This is a genomic window from Streptomyces sp. NBC_01241 (assembly GCF_041435435.1).
GTDB lineage: Bacteria > Actinomycetota > Actinomycetes > Streptomycetales > Streptomycetaceae > Streptomyces.
In genome coordinates this window covers 4,151,238-4,174,079 of record NZ_CP108494.1, presented here as the reverse complement: position 1 = coordinate 4,174,079, position 22,842 = coordinate 4,151,238, and the positions used below count along the sequence as shown (strand labels likewise).

Here is a 22,842-nt window from a genome sequence, read left to right as displayed (position 1 = left end):
GCATGGTGATGTCTGTCCGCCTCGGCGCAGGTATACGCGCGCTACGTTCCTCGGCATGCGCCCCGCCAGGCACTCCCGCCCACCTGTCGGTTGGACGGACCCGGGCAGTACTTCCGCTTGCCGCCCGTTCCGGAAGCCGGTCCAGGAACGACGCTGTACGGGGCCGCTCCGCGACTATTGAGCGAGGTCACGCATGAGGAAGCACCGCAGGAAGACGTCCCACCGGAAGATCACCGCCGCCGTCGTCACCGTCGTCGCCGTGGGGGCCGTGGGTGTGCCCTCCGCCGCCATGGCCTACACCCCCCAGGACACGCCGGCTGTGGGGGCGGGGTGGCCCCGCACCGCACAGGGGAGCGTCCCGAAGTCCGTCGCACCCGTGAGCGTTTCGGAGCCCGCGGCTCCGGCGTCCCGTGCCGCCGCCCGCGTACTGACGCTCGTCAACCGCGTACGCGCCGAGGCCGGGTGCTCGCCGCTGGCCAAGAGCGCGAAGCTGACGAAGGCGGCCCGGGCCCACAGCGCGGACATGGCGTCCCACCGCAACATGTCCCACACGAGCTCCGACGGATCGGCCGCGAGCGACCGCATCACGGGCTCCGGTTACGACTGGAGGGCGTACGGCGAGAACGTCGCCCGCGGCTACACCACCCCCGAGGACGTCGTGGCGGGCTGGATGAACAGCCCCGGTCACCGGCGCAACATCCTCGACTGTTCGTTCAAGGAGATCGGCGTGGGCGTCGCCCAGCCCGGCAACTACTGGACGCAGGACTTCGGAGCGGCCCGGTGAACAACCCGCTCGGCCACGGCCGGGTGAGGCCCTCGGATGGTGTTGGTGCACCGCCGGGGCTGCTCTGTGCGCACAGTGACGCACAGAATGTGATGACTTCGCCACCGTGCCGCCTCTTCTCCATGTGCCGCCACGCGAACGGGATTTCGCGCCATCGGACGGCGACGCGAGGGCGAGGACCGGCCTACGTACCGGGCTCCCCGACCGCCACGGGTTCCCCTTCTCCGTCCCCCGCGCCTCGGCAGCCGCACGAGTGCCGGGTCTCCGCGAGGTCCGCCTCGATGGAGTCCAGGGCCCGGCGAGCTGCGTCGATCTGCGCCCGGAGCGCTTCGGCCGTGTCGGCGGGAGGCAGCCGGGGTCCCGGGGGCGTCGCGTCCCGGGCGCTCTCTTCCAGCTCGCGTTCCTTCTCCAGCTCGCGTGCCTCTTCGAGGGAGTTGATGACGACGCCGATGAGGAGGTTGACGAGCAGGAAGGAACCGAGCAGGACGAACGACGCGAAGTAGAGGATCGTCCAGCGGGAGATCTCCAGGGCCGCGCGGACCGCGTCACCGAGGCCGTCGAGGGTGATGAGGAGGAAGAGGGTGAGCGCGGCTCGGCCGAGCGAGCCGAAGCGCTCGGGATTGTCGCCGGCGAAGAAGACCCAGCCGACCATGGCGTACACGTAGAGCAGGAGCGCCCCGACGAGCAGGAAGCTCAGCGTGCCGGGGAGGCTCTTGCCCACCGCGACGATCACGATGCGCAGCTGGGGCAGGAACCTCGCGGCGCGCAGCACCCGGGCCAGCCGCAGGAGCCTGAGCACCGTCGCGTTCTCGCGGGCGAACGGCAGGAAGGCCAGCGCGACGACGAGTACGTCGAACACGTTCCAGGGGTCGCGGAAGAAGTCCCGGGGCCGGTCGGCGTGAGCGGCGGCGCGGAGCAGGATCTCCGCGGTGAACGCGGCGAGGAAGGCGTGCTCCGCGACCTTGAGGACGTCGTGCCACTGCTGCACGACGCCGCTGTACGTCTCGACTCCCAGCAGCGCCGCGTTGGTCACGATGAGGCAGAACACGATGCCGTCGAAGGCCGAGGAGTCCAGGATCCGACGGCTGCGTACGGCGATCTCACGCCGTAAGTGAGCGGCGACCTGTTCGGACATGGTGTGATTCGTTTCCTCGCAGAAGTACGGTCCCCGCAGGCCGGTTGCCGCTCGTTGCCACTCGCCAACAGAAGTGGATCTTAAAGGGCGTCGTCACGGGCCTCGCACCGGACGCCGAGGCGGGCCGGTCGCGGTGGGCCACGAGCGGCCTTCCCCGGCTCCACCCGTTCGCATCCGTACCGCTACGCCGTCGGTGTGGCGGCTCGCGTCCGGCGCGCGGGGAATCGGTGGGCTGGCTAGCGTGAAAGGCCGTACCACCCGCCGAGCGCGCGTACGCGCGAGTACGCAGAAGACGAAGGAGTCGACGTCATGGCTGTACAACCGGAGGGCACCCCGTGCTGGGCCGATGCGATGTTCCCCGATCTCGACGGCGCGAAGAGCTTCTACGGTGATGTGCTGGGCTGGACGTTCGGCGAGTCCTCGACGGAGTTCGGCGACTACACGCAGGCGTACGCCGACGGCAAGGCGGTCGCCGCCGTCGTGCCCCCGATGCCGGGCCAGGAGGGGCAGCCGTCCTGGTGTCTCTACCTCGCCTCGCCGGACGCCGCCGCCACCGCCGCGAAGATCCGTGAGAACGGCGGCGAGACGCTGATGGACCCCATGGAGGTCGGCGAGTTCGGCACGATGCTGCTGGCCCGCGATCCCAGCGGTGTCACCTTCGGCGTGTGGCAGGCGGGCGCCCATGAGGGCTTCGAGGCGCAGGGCGTGCCCGGTGCGTACTGCTGGGCCGAGGTGTTCACCCGGGAGCCCGAGAAGTCCGATGCGTTCTTCCCCGCCGTCTTCCCGTACAGCGTGGTGAAGATGGAGGACGAGCACGTCGACTTCAGGTTGTTCAACCTCGGCGACAAGACGGTCATGGGGCGGATGAAGATGGGCGACGAATTCCCGCCCGAGGTGCCGCCGTACATGAATGTGTACTTCACCGTCCCGGACTGCGACGCGGCCGTCGCGAAGGCCACCGAGCGCGGCGCGGTCCTGCGGTTCGGCCCGATGACCATTCCTTTCGGCCGCTTCGCCGCGCTGACGGATCCGCAGGGCGCGCCGTTCTCCGTGATCGACGTCAACACGACCGAGGGCGAGATGCCCAGGACGTCTCCGGTGTCCTGACGTGGTCCGGGGCCACGCGTCCGTGCCCCGGCTCATCTCCCGGTCCGCGGCACCACCAGACCGGATTCGTACGCCGCGACCACCGCCTGGGTGCGGTCCCGCAGACCGAGTTTGTTCAGGATGCGGCTGACATGGGTCTTGACCGTCTCCTCGCTGACGCTCAGCCGGGCCGCGATCTCCGGATTGGACAGGCCCTCGGCGATCAGGCGCAGTACCTCCGTCTCACGCGGGGTGAGCGCCGTGAGCGGGGCGGTCGGCGAGGCCGGGGCCGGGGCCGTGCGGCGCATGCGGGCGAATTCGCCGATGAGGCGACGGGTGACGGTGGGCGCGAGCAGGGCCTCGCCCGCGGCGACCACGCGTACCGCGTCGAACAGACGCTCCGCGGTGACGTCCTTCAGCAGGAAGCCGCCCGCCCCGGCGGCCAGCGCGTCGTAGACATGCTCGTCCAGGTCGAACGTGGTGAGGACGAGAATGCGCGGGCCGCCGCCGTCCGGGGCGGCGGCCCTGATCCGCGCGGTGGCCTCGATGCCGTCCGTGCCCGGCATCCGGACGTCCATCAGCACGACGTCGGGGCGCTGTTCCGCGCAGACGCGTACCGCCTCCGCGCCGTCGGACGCCGTCCCGACCACCATGAAGTCCGGCTGGGTGTCCAGGAGTCCGGCGAATCCGGCGCGCACCACCTCGTGGTCGTCCACGACGACGATCCGGGTGGTCGTCGCGGTCACCGCAGGGCCTCCTTCGTGTCGACGGGGAGCCGTGCTTCGACGAGGAAGCCGCCGCCCGGTGCCGGGCCCGTGCGCAGTTCGCCGCCGACCGCCGCGACGCGCTCGCGCATACCGAGCAGGCCATGGCCCCGGGCGCCGGAGCCGGAGCGGTCCGGTCCCGGGCCGTTGTCCCTGATGCGCAGGTCCAGGGCCTGCGGGGCGTAGCGCAGCTCGACGTCCACGGCCGCGCCGGGGGCATGTCTACGGGCGTTGGTGAGGGCTTCCTGGACGATCCGGTACGTGGTGAGCTCGATGCCCGGGTCGAGCGGGCTCACGGGGCCGCTGACGATCAGCCGGGCGCCCGCACCGCCGACCTCACGGGCCTCGTCCAGCAGCTCGTTGAGCTGGGTGAGGCCGGGTTGGGGCTTCCGGGTGACCGGTGGTGTGCCCGCGTCCTCGCGCAGTACGCCGAGCAGTCGTCGCATCTCCGTCAGTGCGGTGCGTGCCGTGTCGCCGATGTCCCGCAGCCGTTTCGCCCCGGCCTCGGGCATGCCCGGGGTGGTGAGGCGGGCCGTCTCCGCCTGGACGGAGATCACCGAGATGTGGTGGGCGACGACATCGTGGAGCTCGCGGGCGATGCGGGCCCGTTCGCCGCGCGCCACGTGTTCGAGGAGCGTGTCCGCGATGGCCCGTTCGGTGGCGTCGCGGGCCACCGCTTCGGCCCGGGTGCGGCGGCCGATGCCGTCCGCGACGGCCGCCGCCGAGAGTACGGCGGCCGTCACCGCGTACACGCGCAGGACCGTGTCGTCGGGGTCGGTGAGCGCCACCGCGACGTACGGCACCACGAGGAGCACGGCCAGGCGGCGGGAGCCGCGGTTGCCGAGGCGGTGCAGGGCGAGCAACTGGGCGACGAGCCCGGCGAGGGTCAGGTCCCGGTAGCCCGCGAGTGCCAGGAGACTCGCCGCGGTGACGGCGGTGGCCGCGGCGGCCGGGTGGACGCGCAGAAGCGCCAGCGGCAGCGTGGTGCACAGGCCGAGCAGTATGGCGAGCGGCAGCGTGAGCGGAAGATCCGGCTGCCCGGCGCCGGCGCGGCCGGCGCTCTCCACGGCCGCGAGCAGCCCCAGTGCCACCGCGGCCACCACCGGTCCGTCGGGCGAGAGGGCAATCCTCCGCGCCTTCCGCATGATTCCTTCGCTCATGCACGCGCCATCGCTCATACACGCCATTGTCATGGCGTCGGCGCCCCTTGGCGTCCCCCTCACCGGTCGTCCCCGCCATCCCTTGCGCGAGGGATGCCGGCAGCCGCAGTGGCTGCTGCTCGCCGTCGTCGCACTCACGGTGGCGCTCGGCGCCGCGGCCACCGGCCAGTGCCCGTCCCCGGCCGAGTGCCACGAGGACACCGTCAAGCTCTGCCTGACCGGTGTCTGGCTCGGCCAGGCGGCGGTCGCCGTTCTCGCGGTGCTGGCGATGAGCAGCGAGTACGGCACGGGCACCATCCGCGTCACGCTGGCGGCGGTGCCCGGCCGCGTCCGGGTTCTCGCCGCGAAAGCGACCGTCGTCACCGGGGCCGTCGTGGCGGCGGGCACACTCGCGGTCCTCGGCTCACTGCTGGCCGGCCGCCTCCTCCTTCCCGGCAACGGCTTCGGCACGGCCGCACTCTCCCTCACCGAGCCCCCGACCCTGCGTGCCGCCGCGGGCTCGGTGCTCTACCTGGGGCTCATCGCCCTCCTCTCCCTGGGAACGGCGACGGCTGTACGGGACACGGCCGGCGCGATCACGGCCGTGCTCGGCCTGCTGTACGCCTTTCCCGTGGTGGCGCTGATGGTCGCCGACGAGACCTGGCGGGAACGCCTGCAGGAGCTCGCCCCCTCGTCGGCGGGCCTGGCGGTCCAGGCCACCCGGAACCTGGACATCCTGCCGATCGCCCCCTGGCCGGGCCTCGGCGTCCTCACTGCCTGGGCGGGAGCGGCGCTGCAGGCGGGGGTGGCGGTGTTCCGGCTGCGGGACGCGTGAACGGGCGGGGTGCGGGGCGCGTGAGGGGTGGGCGCCGCCCCGGCCGTCACGCCCCCAGCCGCTCCAGCAGGGCCGGCAGATCGGCGAAGGAGTCGATCACGTGGTCCGGGGTGCCGGTGGCCGCCCGGTGGGTCTCGGGGAGGTACTTGCCGGTTCTCACGAGCACGCCGGTGAGCCCGGCGTGCTGGGCCGCCAGGACATCGGTCTCGATGTCGTCGCCGACCAGCAGGGCCCGGGCCGCAGTGGCGCCGAGGTGGGCCAGGGCGGCGGTGAAGAACGACCCCGCGGGTTTGCCGGTGATCTCCGCCTCGACGCCGGCGGCCCGCTCCAGCCCCAGGAGGAAGGCCCCGGTGTCGAGGTCGAGGCCGGTGGCCGTGCGCCAGTACAGGTTGCGGTGCATGGCGACGAGCCGGGCACCGCGTCGAACATGGCGGAAGGCGCGGTTGAGCGCCGCGTAGGTGAAGGCGTCCCCGGCCCCGCCGAGGACGACGACGTCCGGCTCGGCGCCGTGACCCGGACCGCATTCGTCCTCGTCGACGAGTGTCACGCCCGTCAGGTCGTCCCGGATGTCACCCGTGTTGATCAGCAGGCAGCGGGCGCCGGGGTGGTGTTCTCGCAGGTGGGCGGCGGTGACGGCGGGGGCGGTGAGGATGTCGTCGGCCGAGACGGGGAAACCCTCGGCGGCCAGTTTCCCGGCGATCGTGGCGCGGGTGCGGGAGGTGGTGTTCGTGACCAGGGCCAGCGGGAGCCCCGCCTCGCGCAGCCGCCCCATGGCTGCCACGGTGCCCGGCAGCGCCTTCCAGGACACCGTGAGAACACCGTCGATGTCGATCAGGACCGCTCCGATTCCTTCCATGTGACCGACCCTGCCCGAGTTGCGCGCCCGCCGCACTTGGGGTTGTTTCGAAGAAGGGAAGCGAAGGGGACACCCACCTACTCGTGCACGTACCCGTGCCGTCCCTCTCTCCCCTGGTTGGGGGTGAACCGCCGTGCTGTTCGCCGACCGTACGGACGCGGGACAGCAGCTGGCCGAGGCGCTCCGGGAGCTGGAGCGGGAGAGCCCCGTGGTGCTGGGCCTGCCCCGCGGCGGAGTCCCGGTGGCCTTCCAGGTGGCGCAGACACTCGGTGCCGAGCTCGATGTGATCGTGGTCCGAAAACTCGGTGTGCCGCACCACGAGGAGGTGGCCTTCGGGGCCATCGGCGAGGGCGGCGTACGCGTCCTCAACGAGGACGTCGTCAGCCATATCCGGGTCGGGAAGCAGGATCTCGCGGCGATCGAACGCGTCGAGGCGGCGGAACTCGCACGGCGCGCGCAGGCGTACCGCGCGGGCAGGCCGCGGACGCCGGTCGAGGGCCGGACCGTGATCGTCGTGGACGACGGCATCGCGACCGGCGCCACGGCCGAGGCCGCCTGCCGAGTGGTACGGGCACAGCACCCGGCACGCATCGTGGCAGCCGTACCGGTGGCGCCGCCGGACGCGGTCGTCCGGCTGCGGGAGAGCGCGGACGACGTGGTATGTCTGTTCATGCCGCGCCTGTTCTACGCCGTCGGCGAGTGGTACCGGGACTTCGGGCAGACCTCCGACGCGGAGGTCATCTCCCTGCTGGCGCAGGCCCGGCATCGCGGACATGTGACGCCGGGCACCGACTGAGGAACGGGGATAACTCTCGTTCGTTCAGCGGCTGTTCCTGCCGAAGAGCAGCTTCCACGGGGCGATGGCGGACTCGATCTGCACGCCCAGGCCGAGCTTCGACTCGCCCTCGACCCGCTCCTCGAAGCGGATCGGTACCTCGACGATTCTCAAGTGGCGTTGGACCGTGCGGTAGTTCATCTCCACCTGGAAGGAATAGCCGTTGCTGCGGACCGAGGGCACATCGATCGTCTTCAGCGTCGACGCCCGCCAGGCCTTGAAGCCCGCCGTGGCGTCCTTCACCCCCAGCCGCAGGATCGCGTTCACATAGAAATTCGCCCAGGCGGAGAGCGCCTTGCGGTGCCAGGGCCACTCCGTGGCGAGGGAACCGCCCGCGACGTAGCGGGAGCCGATCACCACGGCGGCGTCCTCGGCGAACAGCGTCTCGATCATGACCGGGAGCCTGGACGCCGGGTGGGAGAGGTCGGCGTCCATCTGGACCACCACGTCCGCGCCCTCGGCGAGCGCACGCGTCATCCCCGCCACGTAGGCGCGCCCCAGCCCGTCCTTCTCCTTGCGGTGCAGCACGCCGACCACCCCGGCGGTGCGGGCCACGAGCTCGTCCGCGACCTCGCCCGTACCGTCCGGCGAATTGTCGTCCACCACGAGAATGTGCAGGCCGGGCAGGCCCAGATCCATCAGAAGGTCCACGAGGACAGGCAGGTTCGTCCGCTCGTTGTAGGTGGGCACGACCACCACGGTCTTCGGTGAGGTCTTCTCCACGGCCATTCCCCCATGTCCGCTTAAGGTGCTTTTGCGTCGTTCTTCGCGCAGGATCGCGCGAGCCTAGCATCCGCCGCCCGGGCCTCTCGTCACACTTCTCCTCCGGCATCCGTCAGTGCGGTGAGGGCGCGGCAGGGGCGCCGCTTCCGGGGCCCGTCCGGGCCCGGGGCCGACAGACACCGCGGGCGAACAGCCACACCACGAACGCCGTGCACGCCCCCCGGACCCGGGCCGTACGGGTGGCGGACCCAGGGTCTGTCCGACGGGGGAGTCGGTCGGCGTCCCCTGCCGCCGCGATGCGAGGCGGTGGCAGGGGAACGCCGTTGGGGAGGAACCGCCACCGGTCCCGGGCGATTCAACCCGTTCCACGCCGGCAGCGGTCCGTCAGCCGCCGACCCTAGGCTCGGACGCACCGCCCCGTCGCACACCACGCCCGTGGTCCGCCGGGTGCCACTCCAACGGCAGGCGTTCTCCGTACGATGCGACGTGCACACCCGACCCGAGAGCGAGAGGTTCCTCCCGTGGCAGTCGGCAACACCGCTCCCTCGCCATCGCGCCCCGTCACCGTCGTCACCGGCGGCAGTCGCGGCATCGGCGCCGCCACCTGTGTCCGGCTGGCGTCCGAAGGCCACGACCTCGCCCTGGGCTTCGTGCACGACGCCGAGGCCGCCGAGCGGACCGCGGCGGCGGTGCGGGCCGCGGGGGCGCGCTGTGTCACGGTGCGGGTGGACACCGCCGTGGAGGCCGATGTGGAACGGCTCTTCGACACCGCGGCCGTACAGCTCGGCCCCGTCACCGGACTGGTCAACAACGCGGGGGTGACGGGCCCGCTCGGCCGGCTCGCCGACACGTCCACCGAGACGCTGCGCCGGGTCCTCGACGTGAATCTCCTCGGCTGTCTGCTGTGCTGCCGCCGGGCCGCGAAGGACATGACGGCCAACGGCTCCGGCGCGATCGTCAATGTCTCCTCGGCCGCGGCCACCCTCGGCAGCCCCGGGGACTTCGTCCACTACGCCGCCACGAAGGCGGCGGTGGATGCCCTGACGATCGGGCTCTCCAAGGAACTGGGGCCCGACGGCATCCGGGTCAACGCGGTCGCCCCCGGGATGATCGACACCGACATGCACGCCACCGCGGGCGACCCCGGCCGTGCGACCGCGGCCGCGTCCGGCATCCCGCTCCGCCGCCCGGGAGCGGCCCCGGAGATCGCGGCCGCCGTCGCGTGGCTGCTGTCGCGCGAGGCGTCCTACGTGACGGGGGCGGTGCTGCGGGTCGCGGGCGGGCGGTAGCGGACGAGGGAGAGGAAGGACCCGAACTGCCGGCGCACGGTCGGCGGCCCGGGGCCGTCCGGATCGCCGAACGCGCTCCGCCCGTCCGGAACTTCCGGATTTCTTCAACCCCGTCGTCCCACTGACTGTGCGGTCAGTTGATGCCGACCTGACCAGCAGCCATAATGAGTGGGTAGCCCTTCACGCATCCCCCGTCGTGAAGGGCTACACCAATGTGTGGCGCATGTCCCTTTTATTCGGGCCTACTTCGTGGGCAGGGGACTCCCCTCGTGGCCCCCTGCCCATGTTTTTTCGAGTTAACAGTGACTTAGAGTATTTACGCAAGCCCACTCCCGTACGGCCTCGCGCGCCGCCTCCTGGTTCGCCCCAGGATTCCGCCTCCCGCGCCGATAACGCCGTGGCTGGGTTCGTTACAGTACGACCCCGTTGACGGAATCGAGGACCGTGCGGCACCGGTCGGACGGGGACGGATGCGTGGGGGGCCGGATGGGCAGCGGCGAGGAACGCATGCCGGAGCTGCGGACGTTGCAGCAGAAGGTCGAGTACATGGTGGAGAAGACGTTCCCCGGTCAGAAGATCTCGGGGCGGGTCTTCGCCGATCTCGTCAAGGAGCGCGGCAGCTCCCTCTCGCACAGCTACTTCTCCAACATCCTGGCCGGAAAGGTCACCCAGCCGTCCGAGGACATCCTCAAGGCGCTCGGCCTGGGCTTCGGCGTCGACTGGCGGTTCTTCAAGGAGGAGTCGGAGGTCGTCGACGACGTCGTCGCCGGTCTGCAGTTCCTCGCCAAGCGGCGTACGGGGGAGATCAGCGGACTGGCCGGGCGCGGCGTCGACGCGGACGGACTCCCGCCGGAGCTGCTGCAGTTCGCGCTCTCCCTGCTGGAGGACGCCAGAGACCGGCAGGACACGGGCGGCGGCGACGCCGCGCACGGCGCGCCGGAGAAGTAGGTCTGCATGTCCCTGCGCGAACTACGGAAGGAGTGCGAGGCCGGGCTGGCCGACCTGCCCATCCCCGCACCCTTCTCCGTCGACGCACTGGTGGCGAACATGGAGGCGGCCCGTGGCCGCACCATCGTGCTGCACGAGATGCCCGACCGGCTGGCGCGCGTCAACGCCGCCTGCGGTCTGCGGCTGAAGACCGGCGGGACCAGCTTCGTGCTCTACCGGCGCCGGCCGACCGCGTACCAGACCCAGCACGTCATCCTGCACGAGCTGTGCCACGAATGGTTCGACCACGGCACCTCGCTCGACCCGGAACAGCTGCGGCGGCTGCTGCCGGTCTTCGACACCTCGCTGATCAGCCGGGTCCTGGGAACCGACCCCTCGCCGCGGCCCACCGGCACCGGCGCGCCGCCGGTGGCCGCCTCGATCGCCGACGCGATCGTGGCGGGGAACGGCAGCGTACAGGCCCGCGCGCAGTACGACACCCACGACGAACGCATGGCAGAGTTCGGCGCGTCGCTCATTCCCCGGATGGCCAGGGACGTCACGAGCGACGACATGGTGGGGCGGCTGGCCAACTCCCTCTCCCGCCCCGTCGCCAGCCGCCGCCGCGGCCTGTTCCGCCGCGCCTGACACCGCAGCTCCCCCACTTCCCACCCCGAGGATTCCGCCGTGACCCCGCTCGACCTCGCCGGCTATCTCGTAGCGGCCCTGATGACGGCCGTCGCCCTCTGGCGCATGCCGGCCGCGCTGTGGGGCGACGAAGAAGACAAGCGCCGCCGGGCCCTGTGGGGCTGCTACGCGGGCTTCGCCGCCGCCCTGTGGACCAAGACCCGGGCCGTGCGTATCGCGCTCAACGACAGCGCCGTCACCGACCTCGCCGTCCTGATCAAGCACTACACGGCGACGATCGCGATCCTGGCGATCCTCAGCTACATCGTCGCGATCTACGGCCGGTACCCCGACGCCGGGACCGTCCCGCGGCACGTACGGTTCGCCCGCGCCATCCAGCAGGTCGCGGCCAAGGCGTCGATCGCCACGCTGATCCTGCTGACGGTGCTGTTCTTCACCGTCGTCGACCGGTCCGTGCCCTCGGACCGCTTCGTCGCCGACCACGCGGGACAGTGGGGCGCCACGCTGTACATGAGCGTGTTCTATCTCTACCTGGGTGCCGCGTCGGCCGTCTGCGCGTACCAGTGGGCGCTGGCCACCGCCGGTGCCGGGACGCGCCATCTGCGCGTGGGCCTCGGAATGATGACCTTCGCCATGTTCATCGGGGTCGGATACACCGTCAGCCGGACCCTGTTCCTGTGGGTCAGCGTCGTCGACACCCCGAGCGAGTCCTTCGCCCTCCGGTTCGACGAGGTCACCGAGGCCGCGCAGGTGGTGCTGTTCGCCTTCTTCGCGGTGGGCGCGTCCATCCCCGCCCTCGGCAAGGGGCAGCGCCGGGCGAAGCTGTGGCGGGCCCAGGCCAAACTGCACGGCCTCTGGCGCGAGTTGATGACGGCCTTCCCCGACCAGCCCTTCGACCCCCCGGCCTCGCTGGCCCGCGAACTGACCCGCTTCGGCACCCCCGCGGACCTGCGCGTCGACCGCTGGGTCGCGGACATCGCCGACGCCGTCGAGAAACTGCGCCACTACGTCCCCGACACGCTGCTCCCGGCCGCCGAGGCCGCCGCCGCGGCGGGCACCCCCGACCGCGAGAAGGCCGGACCGCTCGCCGACGCGTACTGGATCAAGGCGGCGCTGCGGGCCAGGAACGCCGGAGCGCCCGCCACGACCGCCGCCACGGTCGGGACCCAGCACGCCACCGACCAGGACGGCGAGGTGGCCTGGCTGGTACGGGTGGCCGCCGCCTACCGGACGGTCACGGAGGACCGGGCCCTGCGCGTACTGGAACACGCCGGGGCCGCGGCGACCGCCGACGCCACCGGGACGCCCCCCACGCCCTCCCTGGAGGAGACCGCATGACCACCACCGGCACTGCCGACACCGCCGAGAGCGCCGACGCCCCCGTGTCGCCGCGCATCGGCACCGCGCGCACCGTCACCGACATATTCCAGCCCCGCAACGTCCTGCTGGTCGGCATGCTCGGCATCGGTCTGGCCGCCGCCGGTCACTGGACCGGTCTCCTCTGGGGATTCCTCGGCGCCCTGTGTGCCGGACTCGTCCCCGCCGGCTACATCGAATGGGAGCGCGGGCGCGGCACCTGGGGCGACCGCCATGTCGTCGACCGCACCAAGCGGGCCCCGATCTTCTTCGTCATCCTCGGCTCCATCGGCGCCGGTTCGCTGGTGATGGTCCTGGGCCGCGCCCCCACCGGCATCCTCGTGGCGATGCTCGCCCTCTGGGCGATGACCGTGATCCTCCTGGCCGTCAACACGGTCTGGAAGATCTCGGTGGACGCCGCGGTCGCCTCGGCCGTCGTCGCGCTGTCCGCCGCGGTCCACTCGCCGTGGTGGCTGCTCGCGTACGCGATGACGGTCGCGGTGTGCTGGTCGCGGGTCGCGCTCGGGTACCACTCGGTGGCGCAGACGGTCGCCGGTGCGTCGCTGGGGGCCGCGACGGCGGGCGCGTTCCTCCTCGTGTGATCCGGGCGCGGGCGACCGGCCTGGGGGCGGGCGTCGAACCGATCGCCCGCGGGTACAGGTGCCCCGTGCCGAATTTCGAGATCACCACCGCAAGCGCCGACGGCCTCACCACGCTGGCCGAATGGGCCCACGCGGAGGGCTGGAACCCCGGGCTGACCGACCGTCACGCCTTCTTCGCCGCCGACCCGCGCGGATTCCTGATCGGCCGGCTCGACGGCGACCCGGTCTCCTGCGTCTCCGTGATCCGCTACGGCTTTGGCCATGGGTTCCTCGGCTTCTACCTCACCCGCCCCGAGCTGCGCGGGCAGAGCTCACAACTGCTGGTCCGGTACCTCGTTTTGGCGAACATGGGCACGATTGAGTGAACGACGCGACGTTCCGTGGGCGCGCCTGGCGGATGTGCGTAAGTGTGACGCGATCTGGGACGCCGGGTGTGGCGTCAGCAGTCGGGGCCCCCGTATCACCGGAGTGATGGTTCGGGGCCTCCCCGTCGCCTCTGGCCACACCCACATGGCCAGGTCGCAGGAATTCCGCCCACCTGCGACGGACCGCATACGGGATATGCGTCGCCGACCAGGACGCGAAAGCGGAGGACCAGTGCGCCCAAGACCGTTCGGGGCGTGCCAGTGCAACTTATGTTCACTGCCCAGGAACGGTTACGGCAGCCGGCTCTGGCAGGCAGGCATGGCACGGCTGAACGGGCGCAACGTCGGACTGGACGGGGTGGTGGCGCAGCAGCCCAACTACCGTAGATCCGGCTTCCGTCCGGCCTGGACGACGATGCGTTACGAGGGCCGGCCGCCCGCCGGTCTCCCCGTCCCGCCCGGCACCGACATCAACCCGGCGGCCGTGCGCCTCGCGGAAGAGCTGGGCCTCAGTCCGTCGTTCGAGACCGCCCGGATGTACACGGGTCCGTCACCGGACGTCGACCACACCGGCCTCTTCGGCATCACGAGCCTGGAGCTGGGCTGACGCGTCGTCCCTCCGGCGACGGCCCGGATCAACCGGTGGCGCAGGTGATGCCCACACGCGGCCCGGGCGGGTGGATGCCCGGGGCTCCGCGATCCCGGCTCAGGTCAGCGGGTGCGACGTCCGGCCGGACACCTCGTCGATCTCGTCGTGCGCCTTCGTCAGCATCTTCATCGCCAGCTCATTGAGTGCTCTGGCCCCCGCGATCTCCTCGCCGACCCTCGCCTGCTGCTTGTCGGAAGGGTGACGGCTCGCATATCCGTGGGCGCGCACCTCGGCCCCGTCCGGAAGCCGCACCAGTGCGGCCGCACGGGTGCGCTGACTGTCCTCCTCGAATTCCATCTCCACATGCCACCCGACTGCTGTACGCATCATGACGATCACCTCCCTACCAGGGTGCTCCCGTTCCCCCGCCCCTGCACCACGAACGGGACCGGCTCCGGGCGGTCGTGGTCCGCCCGGGGAGGCGAGAATCCGGGGGGCCGGACCGTCCACAGGCTGTGGACAACTGGGTCCGAACAGCCGTCCGGCATCAAAGGCGAGTAAAAGATTGCCGTAACCCGGCAGTGTCCGTTGCCTGGTGTATATGGGATCATCCAGCCAGTTCGATGGAATTCGTGGATCGGGGAGGGTGATCGCGTGACCTTGTTTCTCGGTCTCGGCATTGCGGGAATCGTTCTGCTGGCCCTGTCCCTGATCTTCGACGGCATTCTCGAAGGTCTCTTCGGGGGCGTACTGGACGGCCTCTTCGACGGCCTTCTCTCCCTCCCCGTCATCGCGGGCTTCCTCTCGATGCTCGGCTTCGGCGGCGCGATCGTGCTCGGCACCACCGGCGTCGGTACGGTCGCCGCGACCGCCGCCGGAGTGCTCGCCGGGATCGTCGCGGCCTGGCTGACCTGGAAATTCAGCCGGGCGCTGATGCGGGACCAGACCAGCACCACCCCGCGCGGCGAAGATCTCGTCGGCACGTCCGGGTCGGTCGTCACCGCGATCCCGGCCGACGGCTACGGCGAGGTCCTGCTGCGCCTGGCGGGCCAGACCGTGAAGTTGTCGGCGAAGAGTCCGGAGCCGGTCGAACGCGGCACCGAGATCTGGGTGGAGGCCACGCTGTCGACCACCTCGGTCACGGTCCGCCCCGTCGAGCGCTGATCACCGCAGGCCGGTACACCGTCCGAAAACAAGCTGCCGTCCCCACAGGGAGGCAGGGGGGACACCCTTATGAGCCCAGTCGTGACCGCAGTCATCGGAGTCGTCGTACTCCTGATACTGCTCGCCCTCGTCGTCATCACCCGCTACAAGGTCGCCGGGCCCAGCGAGGCGTTCATCATCACCGGACGCCGCGGCAAGAAGTCGACCGACCCGGTGACGGGCCGCACCAGCATCGACAACAGCGGCCAGAAGGTCGTCGTCGGCGGCGGAGTCTTCGTCGTCCCGTTCGTCCAGCAGAAGTTCACCCTCGACCTGTCCAGCCGGCACATCCCGGTGGCCGTCCGCGGAGCCGTCACCCTGCGCGGAGTGAAGTCGAACCTCGAAGGCGTCGCGATCGTCAAGGTCGGCGGCAGCGAGGAAGCGATCCGGGCCGCCGCCCAGCGCTTCCTCCAGCAGCAGAACGGCATCGTCGGCTTCACCCAGGAAGTGCTCTCCGGCGCGCTGCGCGCCATCGTCGGCCGGATGTCGGTCGAGGACATCATCCGCGACCGTGCCGCGTTCGCCGGCCAGGTCGCGGAGGAGGCGGAGGCCAGCCTCTCCGGGCAGGGCCTGATCCTGGACGCCTTCCAGATCCAGGACATCACCACCGAGGGCTCCTACCTCGAAGACCTCGGCCGCCCCGAAGCCGCCCGCGCCAAGCAGGAGGCGGACATCGCCGAGGCGATCGCCAAGCGCGCCTCGGAGCAGGCCCGGCTCAAGGCGGCCGAGGAGATCGCCATCGCCGAGCGGACCTTCTACCTCAAGCAGGCCGAGATCAAGGCCGAGACGGAAGCCGCCGCGGCCAAGGCCAACGCGGCGGGCCCGCTCGCCGAGGCGGCCCGCCAGCAGGAAGTCCTGGAGGAGCAGGAGAAGGTCGCCCAGCGCCAGGCCGCGCTCACCGACCGCGAACTCGACACCAAGGTCCGCAAGCCCGCCGACGCCGCCCGCTACCAGGCCGAGCAGGAGGCCGAGGCCCGCCGGATCGCCCAGGTCAAGGAGGCCGAGGCGGACGCCGAGCGCTCCCGGCTGACCGGTCAGGGCGAGAAGCTGCACCGTTCGGCCCTCGCCGACGCCGTGCGCATCGAGGGCGAGGCGGAGGCCGCGGCCATCGCGGCCAAGGGTGCGGCCGAGGCCGAGGCCATGCAGAAGAAGGCGGACGCGTTCGCGCAGTACGGCGACGCGGCCGTGCTCCAGATGCTGGTCGAGGTGCTGCCGCAGGTCGTCGCCAAGGCGGCCGAGCCGCTGAGCGCCATCGACAAGATGACCGTCATCTCCACGGACGGCGCGAGCCAGTTGGCGCGCACGGTCACGGACAACGTCGCCCAGGGCATGGAACTCCTCAGCTCCACCACGGGAGTCGACCTGGCAGCCCTGCTGAAGAACCTCAAGGGCGGTGCCGCAGCCGTGACGTCGGCCTCGAACGGTGCGGTCGCGTCTCCCGCAGCGTCCCCGGCGGCATCCCCCGACGGGAAGATCGAGATCACCGACTGATCCGGCCGACACCCTGTTCGTGCCCGGCCGGCACCGCACCGGCCGGGCACGCGCATGTCCGGGGCCCGCGAACGTCCCGCTTACGAGGATGTCCCGGGTACGAGCATGTCCCGGATACGAGGACGTCCCGCTTACGAGCATGTCCGCTTACGAGCATGTCCCGGATACGAGCATGTCCCGGACACGAGCGTGTCCAGGGCGCGCGTACGTTCCCGATACACGCACTTCCCGGCTCGTGGCGGTCGCCGCCCCGGCGTCACTCCGCCAGATCCACCCGTACCGTCAGCAGGTTCGTCCCCAGGGCCCGCACCGCCGCGCTGTTGCCACGCGGGAGCGCCTTGAGCCGGGCGAGCGCGTCGTCCTCGGGGAGCAGGTGGGCGGTGCCCGAGTACCACTGGCCCTTGATCCGGACCCGGACCCGGGGGTCGGCCCGGATGTTGCGGACGTACTGCGACTTCTCGCCGTACTCCGAGACCAGCCAGAACGCCTGGCCCATGCGCCGGCCACCGACCGGGGTGCGGCGCGGGAGGCCGGACGTGCGGCCCGTCGTCTCCAGGAGGGTCTGGGAAGGCAACCGCCTGGTGAGCGGGTTGGCGACATGCCGCTGGAACGACGTGACCGCCCGGAACTTGAGCTCTCGGCTACGCGACATTCTCGGCCCTTCCGCCGGTTGCTGCGATCGCCCGGACGGCGGCCCCGGCCGCCGTCCGGCCCGGGCGAGTGTAGCCGTGGGCCCCGCTCCGCGCGCGTGTGCCGGGACCGGTGGAACCCTCCGGATAAAGTAATGCGCAACTAAAGAGATCACCAAGTGCGTCGCCATGCCGTCGCACCACTCGGGAGGAAGCCATGGGAACCCACCGCACCACGCTGCCCGGAGTCGGTGTGCAGTACGACTACACGACCGAGTCGGGACAGCACATCTCCGTCGTCGTCCACCACGACGGGCGGCGGTTCATCGGCTTCTACGACCAGGACGATCCCGATTCGTGCCGCCTGTCGGTACCCCTGACACCGCAGGAGGCCACCGGCCTCGCACACCTCATCGACGCCGCGCCCATCGACGCGGTACGGACCGAGGGCATCGATCTCGTCACCGAGCACATACCGCTCGGGACGCGCTCCCCGTACGGCGGGCGACTGCTCGGTGACACGAAGGCGCGGACGCGGTCGGGGGCCTCGATCGTGGCCGTGCTGCGGACACACAGTGTGCATCCGTCACCCGGGCCGGACTTCCGGCTGGCCATCGGGGACACGCTCGTCGTCGTCGGTACGAGGGAGGGCGTCGATGCGCTCTCCGAGATTATTGCGGAGGGCTGACCGTGCACGACACGACCGCACTGCTGGTGGAGCTCGGCTCCGTCATTCTGGGACTGGGCATCATCGGGCGGTTCGCCGGGCGGATAGGCCTTTCGCCGATTCCGCTCTATCTGCTGGCGGGGCTCGCCTTCGGGGAAGGCGGGCTCCTGCCGCTCGGCGCCAGTGAGGAATTCACCGCCGTGGGCGCCGAGATCGGCGTCATTCTGCTGCTGCTCCTGCTCGGCCTGGAGTACAGCGCATCGGAACTGGTGACCAGTCTCAAGACCCAATACCCCTCCGGTGCCGTGGACTTCGTGCTCAACGCGACCCCGGGGGCGGTGGCCGCGCTGCTGCTCGGATGGGGGCCCGTGGGAGCCGTCGCACTGGCCGGGGTCACCTGGATCTCGTCGTCCGGGGTCATCGCGAAGGTGCTCACCGACCTGGGGCGGCTGGGAAACCGGGAGACGCCCGTCATCCTCGGTGTGCTGGTCATCGAGGACCTCTCGATGGCCGTGTACCTGCCGTTGCTCACTGCGATGCTCGCGGGCGTGGGATTCGCCGGGGGCAGCATCGCGCTGCTGGTCGCGCTCGGCACCGTCGGGTTCGTGCTCTACCTGGCGCTGCGGCACGGGCGGCTGATCAGCCGGGCCGTTTCCTCCGACAATCCGGAGATGCTGCTCCTGGTGGTGCTCGGGCTGACGGTGCTGGTGGCCGGTGTGGCGCAGGAGTTGCAGGTCTCGGCGGCCGTCGGGGCGTTCCTGGTCGGGATCGCGCTCTCGGGCGAGGTCGCCGAGGGCGCGCGCAAACTGCTGACGCCGCTGCGGGATCTGTTCGCCGCCGTCTTCTTCGTGTTCTTCGGACTCTCCACCGATCCGTCCGCGATTCCGCCGGTGCTGCTCCCGGCGGCACTGCTGGCCGTCGTCACTGTCCTCACCAAGATCGGCACCGGATGGTACGCGGCTCGGCGGGCCGGGATCGGTTCGCGCGGGCGGTGGCGGGCCGGTGGAACGCTCGTCGCCCGCGGTGAGTTCTCCATCGTCATCGCCGGTCTGGCCGTGGCGACCGAGCCGCGTATCGGGCCGATAGCCACCGCGTACGTCCTCATCCTCGTCATCGTCGGACCGCTCACCGCCCGCTGGACCCAGCCGGTCGCGGGCAGGATCCAGGCGTGGCGGGGCCGGGACGGCGGCAGCGGTACGGGAAGCAGCGGTACGGGAACCGGCGGTAAGGGAGTCGGCGTCAAGGAAGGCGACAGCGTTCCCGCGGGCCTTCCGGCGCCCGCCGCGCAGGAAGAGTTCGCCTCCTCGGCCGACTGAGCCGAAACGGCGGCGGCGCGGCGGCGCCCGGCTGCTTCGTACGGCTCACAGCGGGGTCGCCGCGTGCAGGATCTGTACCAGCGACACCGTCGCGTTGAGCGACGACAGCGCCGAGCTCGTCGTGCCCGCCGCTGCGACGAGCGGTGCCAGGGCGGCATGGGCGGACGACGGGGGCCACAGCCGCGCCTGCGGAACGGGGGCGAGCAGCGCCGCCACCCGGCGCGGTACGGGGCCCGCCGTCGAAGCGGTAGCCGAGTCCGGGGCAGGAGCGGAGGAGGCGGCGGAAGCAGGGCCGGCGGCGGCGAAGGCAGCGAAGCCGACCGAGGCGTCCGGCGCCCCGTGCGAGAAGAGTGCCGCCTTGCCGACCGCGACGGCCACCACCCGCCGGTCGCCGACCGCTCGCGCGGCCTCCTCGTCCGCCCACCGTTCGGTGCTGAACGCCACCGCCGTACGCAACGGCAGAAGGAACGGGTTGGCGCGCGCCGCGAGTTGGACGGCCAGCAGGTAGCGGTGGTGGCGGGCGGCCAGATGGGCCCGCTCGTGGGCGATCAGGGCCCGGCGCTCACGGGCGTCCAGACACTCGGTCATCGCGGTCGAGATGACGACCCGGCCCGGATTTCCGGGCAGCGCGTAGGCGTACGGCTCCGGGTCCGGGAGCACCGCGACGTCGCCGGTGGTGACGGAAGGAGATCCGGACAGGGCGCGCCCGGCCCGGACCCGCAGCCGCACATGGCGGTACACCGTCCATCCGCACGCCCCGAGCACCGCCGCCAGCACCCCGATCGCGACGATGCCCGCCTTCACCTCGTACGGCACCGCGTTCCGCACCTCGGGGTCCGACCAGCCGTCCGGCAGCGGATTGCCCGGGAGCTGGGCCGTGCCGACCACCATCAGCAGGGCCAGGCACAGTGTGCTGCACAGGGCGAGCAGCGCGCCGACGACGGTGAGCAGCAGAGTCGCGCTGCGCGGGTGCAGATGCTGTTCGGCGAGGCGCGCGACCGGCAGCGCGGTCAGCGGGAGCACGAGCGGCAGACAGACGAAGAGACCCATCGGACCGCTATCGGCCTTCCGCGTCGGGGGAGTTACCCGGATCGGACGGATCGCGCGGACCGCACGGACTGTCCGGGCCGGCCGGCTCACCGGGGTCGTCCGGTGCCGCCGCCCGCGCCAGGAGCGCGCGCAGCCGTTCCTCGTCGCCGGGGGAGAGGGCCGAGATGAAGTGGGCGAGCACGGCGTCCCGGTCCCGTTCGCCGTCCAGTACGCGCCGCATCCGCAGGGCCGCCAGACCGGCCTCGTCGGAGGCGGACGTCCAGGTGTAGGAGCGGCCCTCGCGGGACCGGGTCACGGCGTTCTTCGCGTAGAGGCGGGAGAGGATCGTGATGACGGTGGTGTACGCGAGGGCGCCGTCGAGGTGTTCCTGCACCCAGCCGGCGGTCGCGGGGCCGTTCGCCGAGTGCAGTACGGCGAGGACCTGGGACTCCAGTTCGCCCTGCCCGCGCCGGCGAAGCCGCCGGGTGTCCGGGCCCACGCGGCCGGTGCGTGCCGCATAGGGGCGTACCGGGTCGGGCACTTCTTCGTGGGGCGGTTCGTTGTCCGGTGGGTGGCCGGGCCTGGCCGAGTCCATCTGATCCGCCCTTCTGCGATACCGCGTCAGCCGCGGCGTCGCAGCATCCTACTTACTGCTGTTTCCGGGACACAGCGGGCACCCGCCCTGCTAACTTCTACACGTCTGTAGAGTTGGTTCTCATTCCGGCAACACAACGCAACGCAACGTATGGAGAAGACGACATGGCACTGTGGGATCGGATCAAGGAATCCGCTTCGTCGATGCAGTCGCAGCTGGAAGCAAAGAAGAACGACCTGAAGAGCGGGGCGTTCCGCGACGCGAGCATGGCCATGTGCGCCCTGGTCGCCGCCGCCGACGGTTCCATCGACCCGTCCGAGCGCCAGCGCGTCGCCTCACTGATCTCCTCCAACGAGGTCCTGCAGAACTTCCCGGCGGACGATCTGCAGCGCCGCTTCAACGACTACGTGAACAAGCTCACCGCCGACTTCGCCTTCGGCAAGGTCAGCGTGCTCCAGGAGATCGGCAAGGCGAAGAAGAAGCCCGCCGAGGCCCGTGCCGTCATCCAGATCGGTATCGTGATCGGCGGTGCCGACGGCGACTTCGACAAGTCGGAGCAGGCCGTTGTGCGGGAGGCGTGCTTCGCGCTCGACCTTCCGCCGCACGAGTTCGACCTGTAGGTCTCTCCCCTGCAGGGCGGCCCGTCGGCCGGCCCCCCGGCCCCTCCCGCCCTGCCCCGTACCGCCGGAAGACCGCGGACCGACTGACCAGCGGTCCGCGCCCGGCAGGCCGGAGGTGCGCTACTCCCCCCGATGCGCACCTCCGGCCACCTTCTTCCGGGCCCCGGCCTCCTGGAACAGGCCCGCTGTCACACCTCCTTGGCCGGCCAGTCCAGCAGCCGGGCGCCGATGACCGCCGTCTGCAGTGTGTAGCGGTGCATCGGGTCGGACGGATCGGCGCCGGTCAGCTGTTGGATCCGCTCCAGCCGGTAGGTCAGCGCCCGCACGCTCAGCGACAGCCGGCGCGCCGTCTCCGCGGCCACACAGCCCGCGTCGAAGTAGACCGTGAGCGTTTTCAGGAGGGGCTCGGCACCGCCGCGGGCCTGCTGGAGCGGGCCCAGCTGACTGCGCACCAGATCGACCATCGCCTGCCGGTCCCGGGTCAGTACCGGATAGACGAGCAGGTCTGCGGCGTACAGCACCGGCTCGTCCAGATCCATCCGGTCCCCCAGGTCGAGCGCTTCGAGCGCCTCGTCGTAGGAGTGGACCACGCCCCCGGGGCCATGGTGAGGGCGGCCGACCGCGACCCGGCCGCCGTCCGTCGCCGCGTGCGCCTGCTTGGCGAAATACCGCAGGACATCGGGCTGGCTGGCGGGGGCGATGCAGACCAGCCGTCCGTCCTTCGTCGTGATCAGGATCTTCCGGCCGCCGAAACGCGCGAGGAGCGCCGCCTCGACGACGCGCGGCACGGAGTCCGTCTCCGTGTACGCCTCCGGGCCCGTCGCCACCGCGACCGCGTGGGCGCGCGAGAGCCGCAGCCCGAACCGGGTGGCCCGCTCGGCGAGCCGGCCCAGATCACTGCGCCCGTACAGCAGATCGTCGATGAACTCGCGCCGCGCCGCCTCCTCGCGCCGCACGGTGAGCCGTTGGGCCCGCTCGAAGCCCTCGGCGAAGGCGTCGACGGCCTGCTCGACCGCGGCCAGCACGCAGTCGGTGGACGCGGCGTCGGTGGAGGCGGTGCGCGGCCAGGCGGTACGGGTCGCCGCGAGATGGAGGCCGACCAGGGCGCGCAACTGGAATCCGGCCTCGGCGGCCTCCCGGCCCAGCAACCGGCGCGCCTCCAGCTCCTCCCGGGTCAACCGGCGGCCGGTGGCGGCTACATCGGCCAGTATGCGGGCGTAGTCCTCCACATACTCGTCGGGAATCTCCGGCTCCGGCACGAGCACTCCTCAAGTCCTGGCACGACGTCGACACCCACTCAACGCATAAGGGCCGGTGCCGGTGCCCGGCATCAAGGACCTATAAAGATTGCCGGATTCC

The 22,842-nt window shown here is 71.3% G+C and carries 24 protein-coding genes and 2 pseudogenes; 16 read left to right on the top strand and 10 right to left on the bottom strand.

The window, feature by feature from the left end:
• The first annotated feature begins 193 nt into the window (after positions 1 to 193).
• Positions 194 to 784, top strand: a complete 591-nt coding sequence (locus tag OG306_RS18520; RefSeq protein ID WP_266747221.1) for a CAP domain-containing protein — start codon at positions 194 to 196, stop codon at positions 782 to 784.
• A gap of 184 nt (positions 785 to 968) precedes the next feature.
• Here OG306_RS18520 and OG306_RS18515 read toward each other — a convergent pair whose 3' ends face one another.
• The gene (locus tag OG306_RS18515; protein ID WP_266747220.1) at positions 969 to 1,919 is read right to left on the bottom strand and encodes an ion transporter; all 951 of its coding nucleotides are present in this window, start codon (positions 1,917 to 1,919) and stop codon (positions 969 to 971) included.
• Between the two features lie 309 nt (positions 1,920 to 2,228).
• Between OG306_RS18515 and OG306_RS18510 the strand changes: the two genes are divergently transcribed.
• Positions 2,229 to 3,026, top strand: a complete 798-nt coding sequence (locus OG306_RS18510; RefSeq protein ID WP_266747219.1) for a VOC family protein — start codon at positions 2,229 to 2,231, stop codon at positions 3,024 to 3,026.
• Between the two features lie 32 nt (positions 3,027 to 3,058).
• Here OG306_RS18510 and OG306_RS18505 read toward each other — a convergent pair whose 3' ends face one another.
• Both OG306_RS18505 and OG306_RS18500 read right to left on the bottom strand, forming a co-directional pair.
• Positions 3,059 to 3,751 carry a response regulator gene (locus OG306_RS18505; RefSeq protein WP_266747218.1) on the bottom strand — a complete coding sequence of 231 codons (693 nt, stop codon included), beginning with the start codon at positions 3,749 to 3,751 and terminating at the stop codon, positions 3,059 to 3,061.
• Positions 3,748 to 4,947, bottom strand: a complete 1,200-nt coding sequence (locus OG306_RS18500) for a sensor histidine kinase (RefSeq protein ID WP_266747217.1) — start codon at positions 4,945 to 4,947, stop codon at positions 3,748 to 3,750. The genes OG306_RS18505 and OG306_RS18500 overlap by 4 nt, the downstream gene beginning before the upstream one ends.
• A gap of 13 nt (positions 4,948 to 4,960) precedes the next feature.
• Here OG306_RS18500 and OG306_RS18495 point away from each other — a divergent pair, with 13 nt between their 5' ends.
• On the top strand, positions 4,961 to 5,743 hold the full coding sequence (locus tag OG306_RS18495) for an ABC transporter permease (RefSeq protein WP_371665512.1): 783 nt from the start codon (positions 4,961 to 4,963) through the stop codon (positions 5,741 to 5,743).
• A 46-nt stretch (positions 5,744 to 5,789) separates the two neighbouring features.
• Here the strand turns inward: OG306_RS18495 and OG306_RS18490 are convergent, their stop codons facing one another.
• The gene (locus tag OG306_RS18490; protein ID WP_266747215.1) at positions 5,790 to 6,599 is read right to left on the bottom strand and encodes an HAD-IIA family hydrolase; all 810 of its coding nucleotides are present in this window, start codon (positions 6,597 to 6,599) and stop codon (positions 5,790 to 5,792) included.
• Positions 6,600 to 6,732: 133 nt separating this feature from the next.
• Between OG306_RS18490 and OG306_RS18485 the strand changes: the two are divergent.
• Positions 6,733 to 7,359: pseudogene (locus OG306_RS18485) on the top strand (phosphoribosyltransferase); the annotation flags it as partial.
• Positions 7,360 to 7,419: 60 nt separating this feature from the next.
• On the opposite strand, the gene OG306_RS18480 reads toward OG306_RS18485, so the two are convergent.
• Complete coding sequence (locus OG306_RS18480; protein ID WP_266747214.1) at positions 7,420 to 8,163, bottom strand: polyprenol monophosphomannose synthase; 744 nt, start codon at positions 8,161 to 8,163, stop codon at positions 7,420 to 7,422.
• A gap of 515 nt (positions 8,164 to 8,678) precedes the next feature.
• On the opposite strand from OG306_RS18480, the gene OG306_RS18475 reads away from it, so the two are divergent.
• From OG306_RS18475 to OG306_RS18445, 7 genes and pseudogenes are all read left to right on the top strand, one after another.
• On the top strand, positions 8,679 to 9,446 hold the full coding sequence (locus tag OG306_RS18475; protein WP_266747213.1) for an SDR family oxidoreductase: 768 nt from the start codon (positions 8,679 to 8,681) through the stop codon (positions 9,444 to 9,446).
• A gap of 486 nt (positions 9,447 to 9,932) precedes the next feature.
• Positions 9,933 to 10,394, top strand: a complete 462-nt coding sequence (locus tag OG306_RS18470; RefSeq protein ID WP_266747212.1) for a hypothetical protein — start codon at positions 9,933 to 9,935, stop codon at positions 10,392 to 10,394.
• 6 nt (positions 10,395 to 10,400) lie between these two features.
• The gene (locus OG306_RS18465; protein ID WP_266747211.1) at positions 10,401 to 11,021 is read left to right on the top strand and encodes a toxin; all 621 of its coding nucleotides are present in this window, start codon (positions 10,401 to 10,403) and stop codon (positions 11,019 to 11,021) included.
• Between the two features lie 39 nt (positions 11,022 to 11,060).
• Positions 11,061 to 12,359, top strand: a complete 1,299-nt coding sequence (locus OG306_RS18460) for an MAB_1171c family putative transporter (protein ID WP_266747210.1) — start codon at positions 11,061 to 11,063, stop codon at positions 12,357 to 12,359.
• Positions 12,356 to 12,979: a hypothetical protein gene (locus OG306_RS18455; protein WP_371665511.1), complete on the top strand. Its 624-nt coding sequence runs from the start codon at positions 12,356 to 12,358 to the stop codon at positions 12,977 to 12,979. Before OG306_RS18460 ends, OG306_RS18455 begins: the two co-directional genes overlap by 4 nt.
• Positions 12,980 to 13,044: 65 nt before the next feature.
• The gene (locus OG306_RS18450; RefSeq protein WP_371665510.1) at positions 13,045 to 13,344 is read left to right on the top strand and encodes a GNAT family N-acetyltransferase; all 300 of its coding nucleotides are present in this window, start codon (positions 13,045 to 13,047) and stop codon (positions 13,342 to 13,344) included.
• Positions 13,345 to 13,633: 289 nt separating this feature from the next.
• A pseudogene (locus OG306_RS18445) lies at positions 13,634 to 13,951 on the top strand (hypothetical protein); the annotation flags it as partial.
• Positions 13,952 to 14,050: 99 nt separating this feature from the next.
• Here OG306_RS18445 and OG306_RS18440 read toward each other — a convergent pair.
• A complete protein-coding gene (locus OG306_RS18440; protein ID WP_266747208.1) occupies positions 14,051 to 14,323 on the bottom strand; it encodes a DUF1876 domain-containing protein in 273 nt (90 codons plus the stop codon).
• 264 nt (positions 14,324 to 14,587) lie between these two features.
• Here OG306_RS18440 and OG306_RS18435 point away from each other — a divergent pair, with 264 nt between their 5' ends.
• Both OG306_RS18435 and OG306_RS18430 read left to right on the top strand, forming a co-directional pair.
• Positions 14,588 to 15,097 (top strand): NfeD family protein, encoded by a 510-nt coding sequence (locus OG306_RS18435; RefSeq protein ID WP_266747207.1) that lies wholly within the window; start codon positions 14,588 to 14,590, stop codon positions 15,095 to 15,097.
• 69 nt (positions 15,098 to 15,166) lie between these two features.
• Entirely contained in the window at positions 15,167 to 16,627 is a 1,461-nt protein-coding gene (locus OG306_RS18430) for a flotillin family protein (protein WP_266747206.1), read from the top strand.
• A 256-nt stretch (positions 16,628 to 16,883) separates the two neighbouring features.
• Here OG306_RS18430 and OG306_RS18425 read toward each other — a convergent pair whose 3' ends face one another.
• Complete coding sequence (locus OG306_RS18425; protein WP_266747205.1) at positions 16,884 to 17,279, bottom strand: nitroreductase/quinone reductase family protein; 396 nt, start codon at positions 17,277 to 17,279, stop codon at positions 16,884 to 16,886.
• Between the two features lie 194 nt (positions 17,280 to 17,473).
• Here OG306_RS18425 and OG306_RS18420 point away from each other — a divergent pair, with 194 nt between their 5' ends.
• Together OG306_RS18420 and OG306_RS18415 are read left to right on the top strand one after the other, a co-directional pair.
• Entirely contained in the window at positions 17,474 to 17,944 is a 471-nt protein-coding gene (locus tag OG306_RS18420; protein ID WP_266747204.1) for a cation:proton antiporter regulatory subunit, read from the top strand.
• Positions 17,945 to 17,946: 2 nt separating this feature from the next.
• On the top strand, positions 17,947 to 19,239 hold the full coding sequence (locus tag OG306_RS18415; RefSeq protein ID WP_266747203.1) for a cation:proton antiporter: 1,293 nt from the start codon (positions 17,947 to 17,949) through the stop codon (positions 19,237 to 19,239).
• A gap of 45 nt (positions 19,240 to 19,284) precedes the next feature.
• Here the strand turns inward: OG306_RS18415 and OG306_RS18410 are convergent, their stop codons facing one another.
• Positions 19,285 to 20,289 (bottom strand): M56 family metallopeptidase, encoded by a 1,005-nt coding sequence (locus OG306_RS18410; protein ID WP_266747202.1) that lies wholly within the window; start codon positions 20,287 to 20,289, stop codon positions 19,285 to 19,287.
• A gap of 7 nt (positions 20,290 to 20,296) precedes the next feature.
• Positions 20,297 to 20,863: a BlaI/MecI/CopY family transcriptional regulator gene (locus OG306_RS18405; RefSeq protein ID WP_371665509.1), complete on the bottom strand. Its 567-nt coding sequence runs from the start codon at positions 20,861 to 20,863 to the stop codon at positions 20,297 to 20,299.
• A gap of 164 nt (positions 20,864 to 21,027) precedes the next feature.
• On the opposite strand from OG306_RS18405, the gene OG306_RS18400 reads away from it, so the two are divergent.
• A complete protein-coding gene (locus OG306_RS18400; protein ID WP_266747201.1) occupies positions 21,028 to 21,483 on the top strand; it encodes a tellurite resistance TerB family protein in 456 nt (151 codons plus the stop codon).
• 188 nt (positions 21,484 to 21,671) lie between these two features.
• Here OG306_RS18400 and OG306_RS18395 read toward each other — a convergent pair whose 3' ends face one another.
• Positions 21,672 to 22,742 carry a PucR family transcriptional regulator gene (locus OG306_RS18395; protein ID WP_266747200.1) on the bottom strand — a complete coding sequence of 357 codons (1,071 nt, stop codon included), beginning with the start codon at positions 22,740 to 22,742 and terminating at the stop codon, positions 21,672 to 21,674.
• Positions 22,743 to 22,842 lie beyond the last annotated feature (100 nt).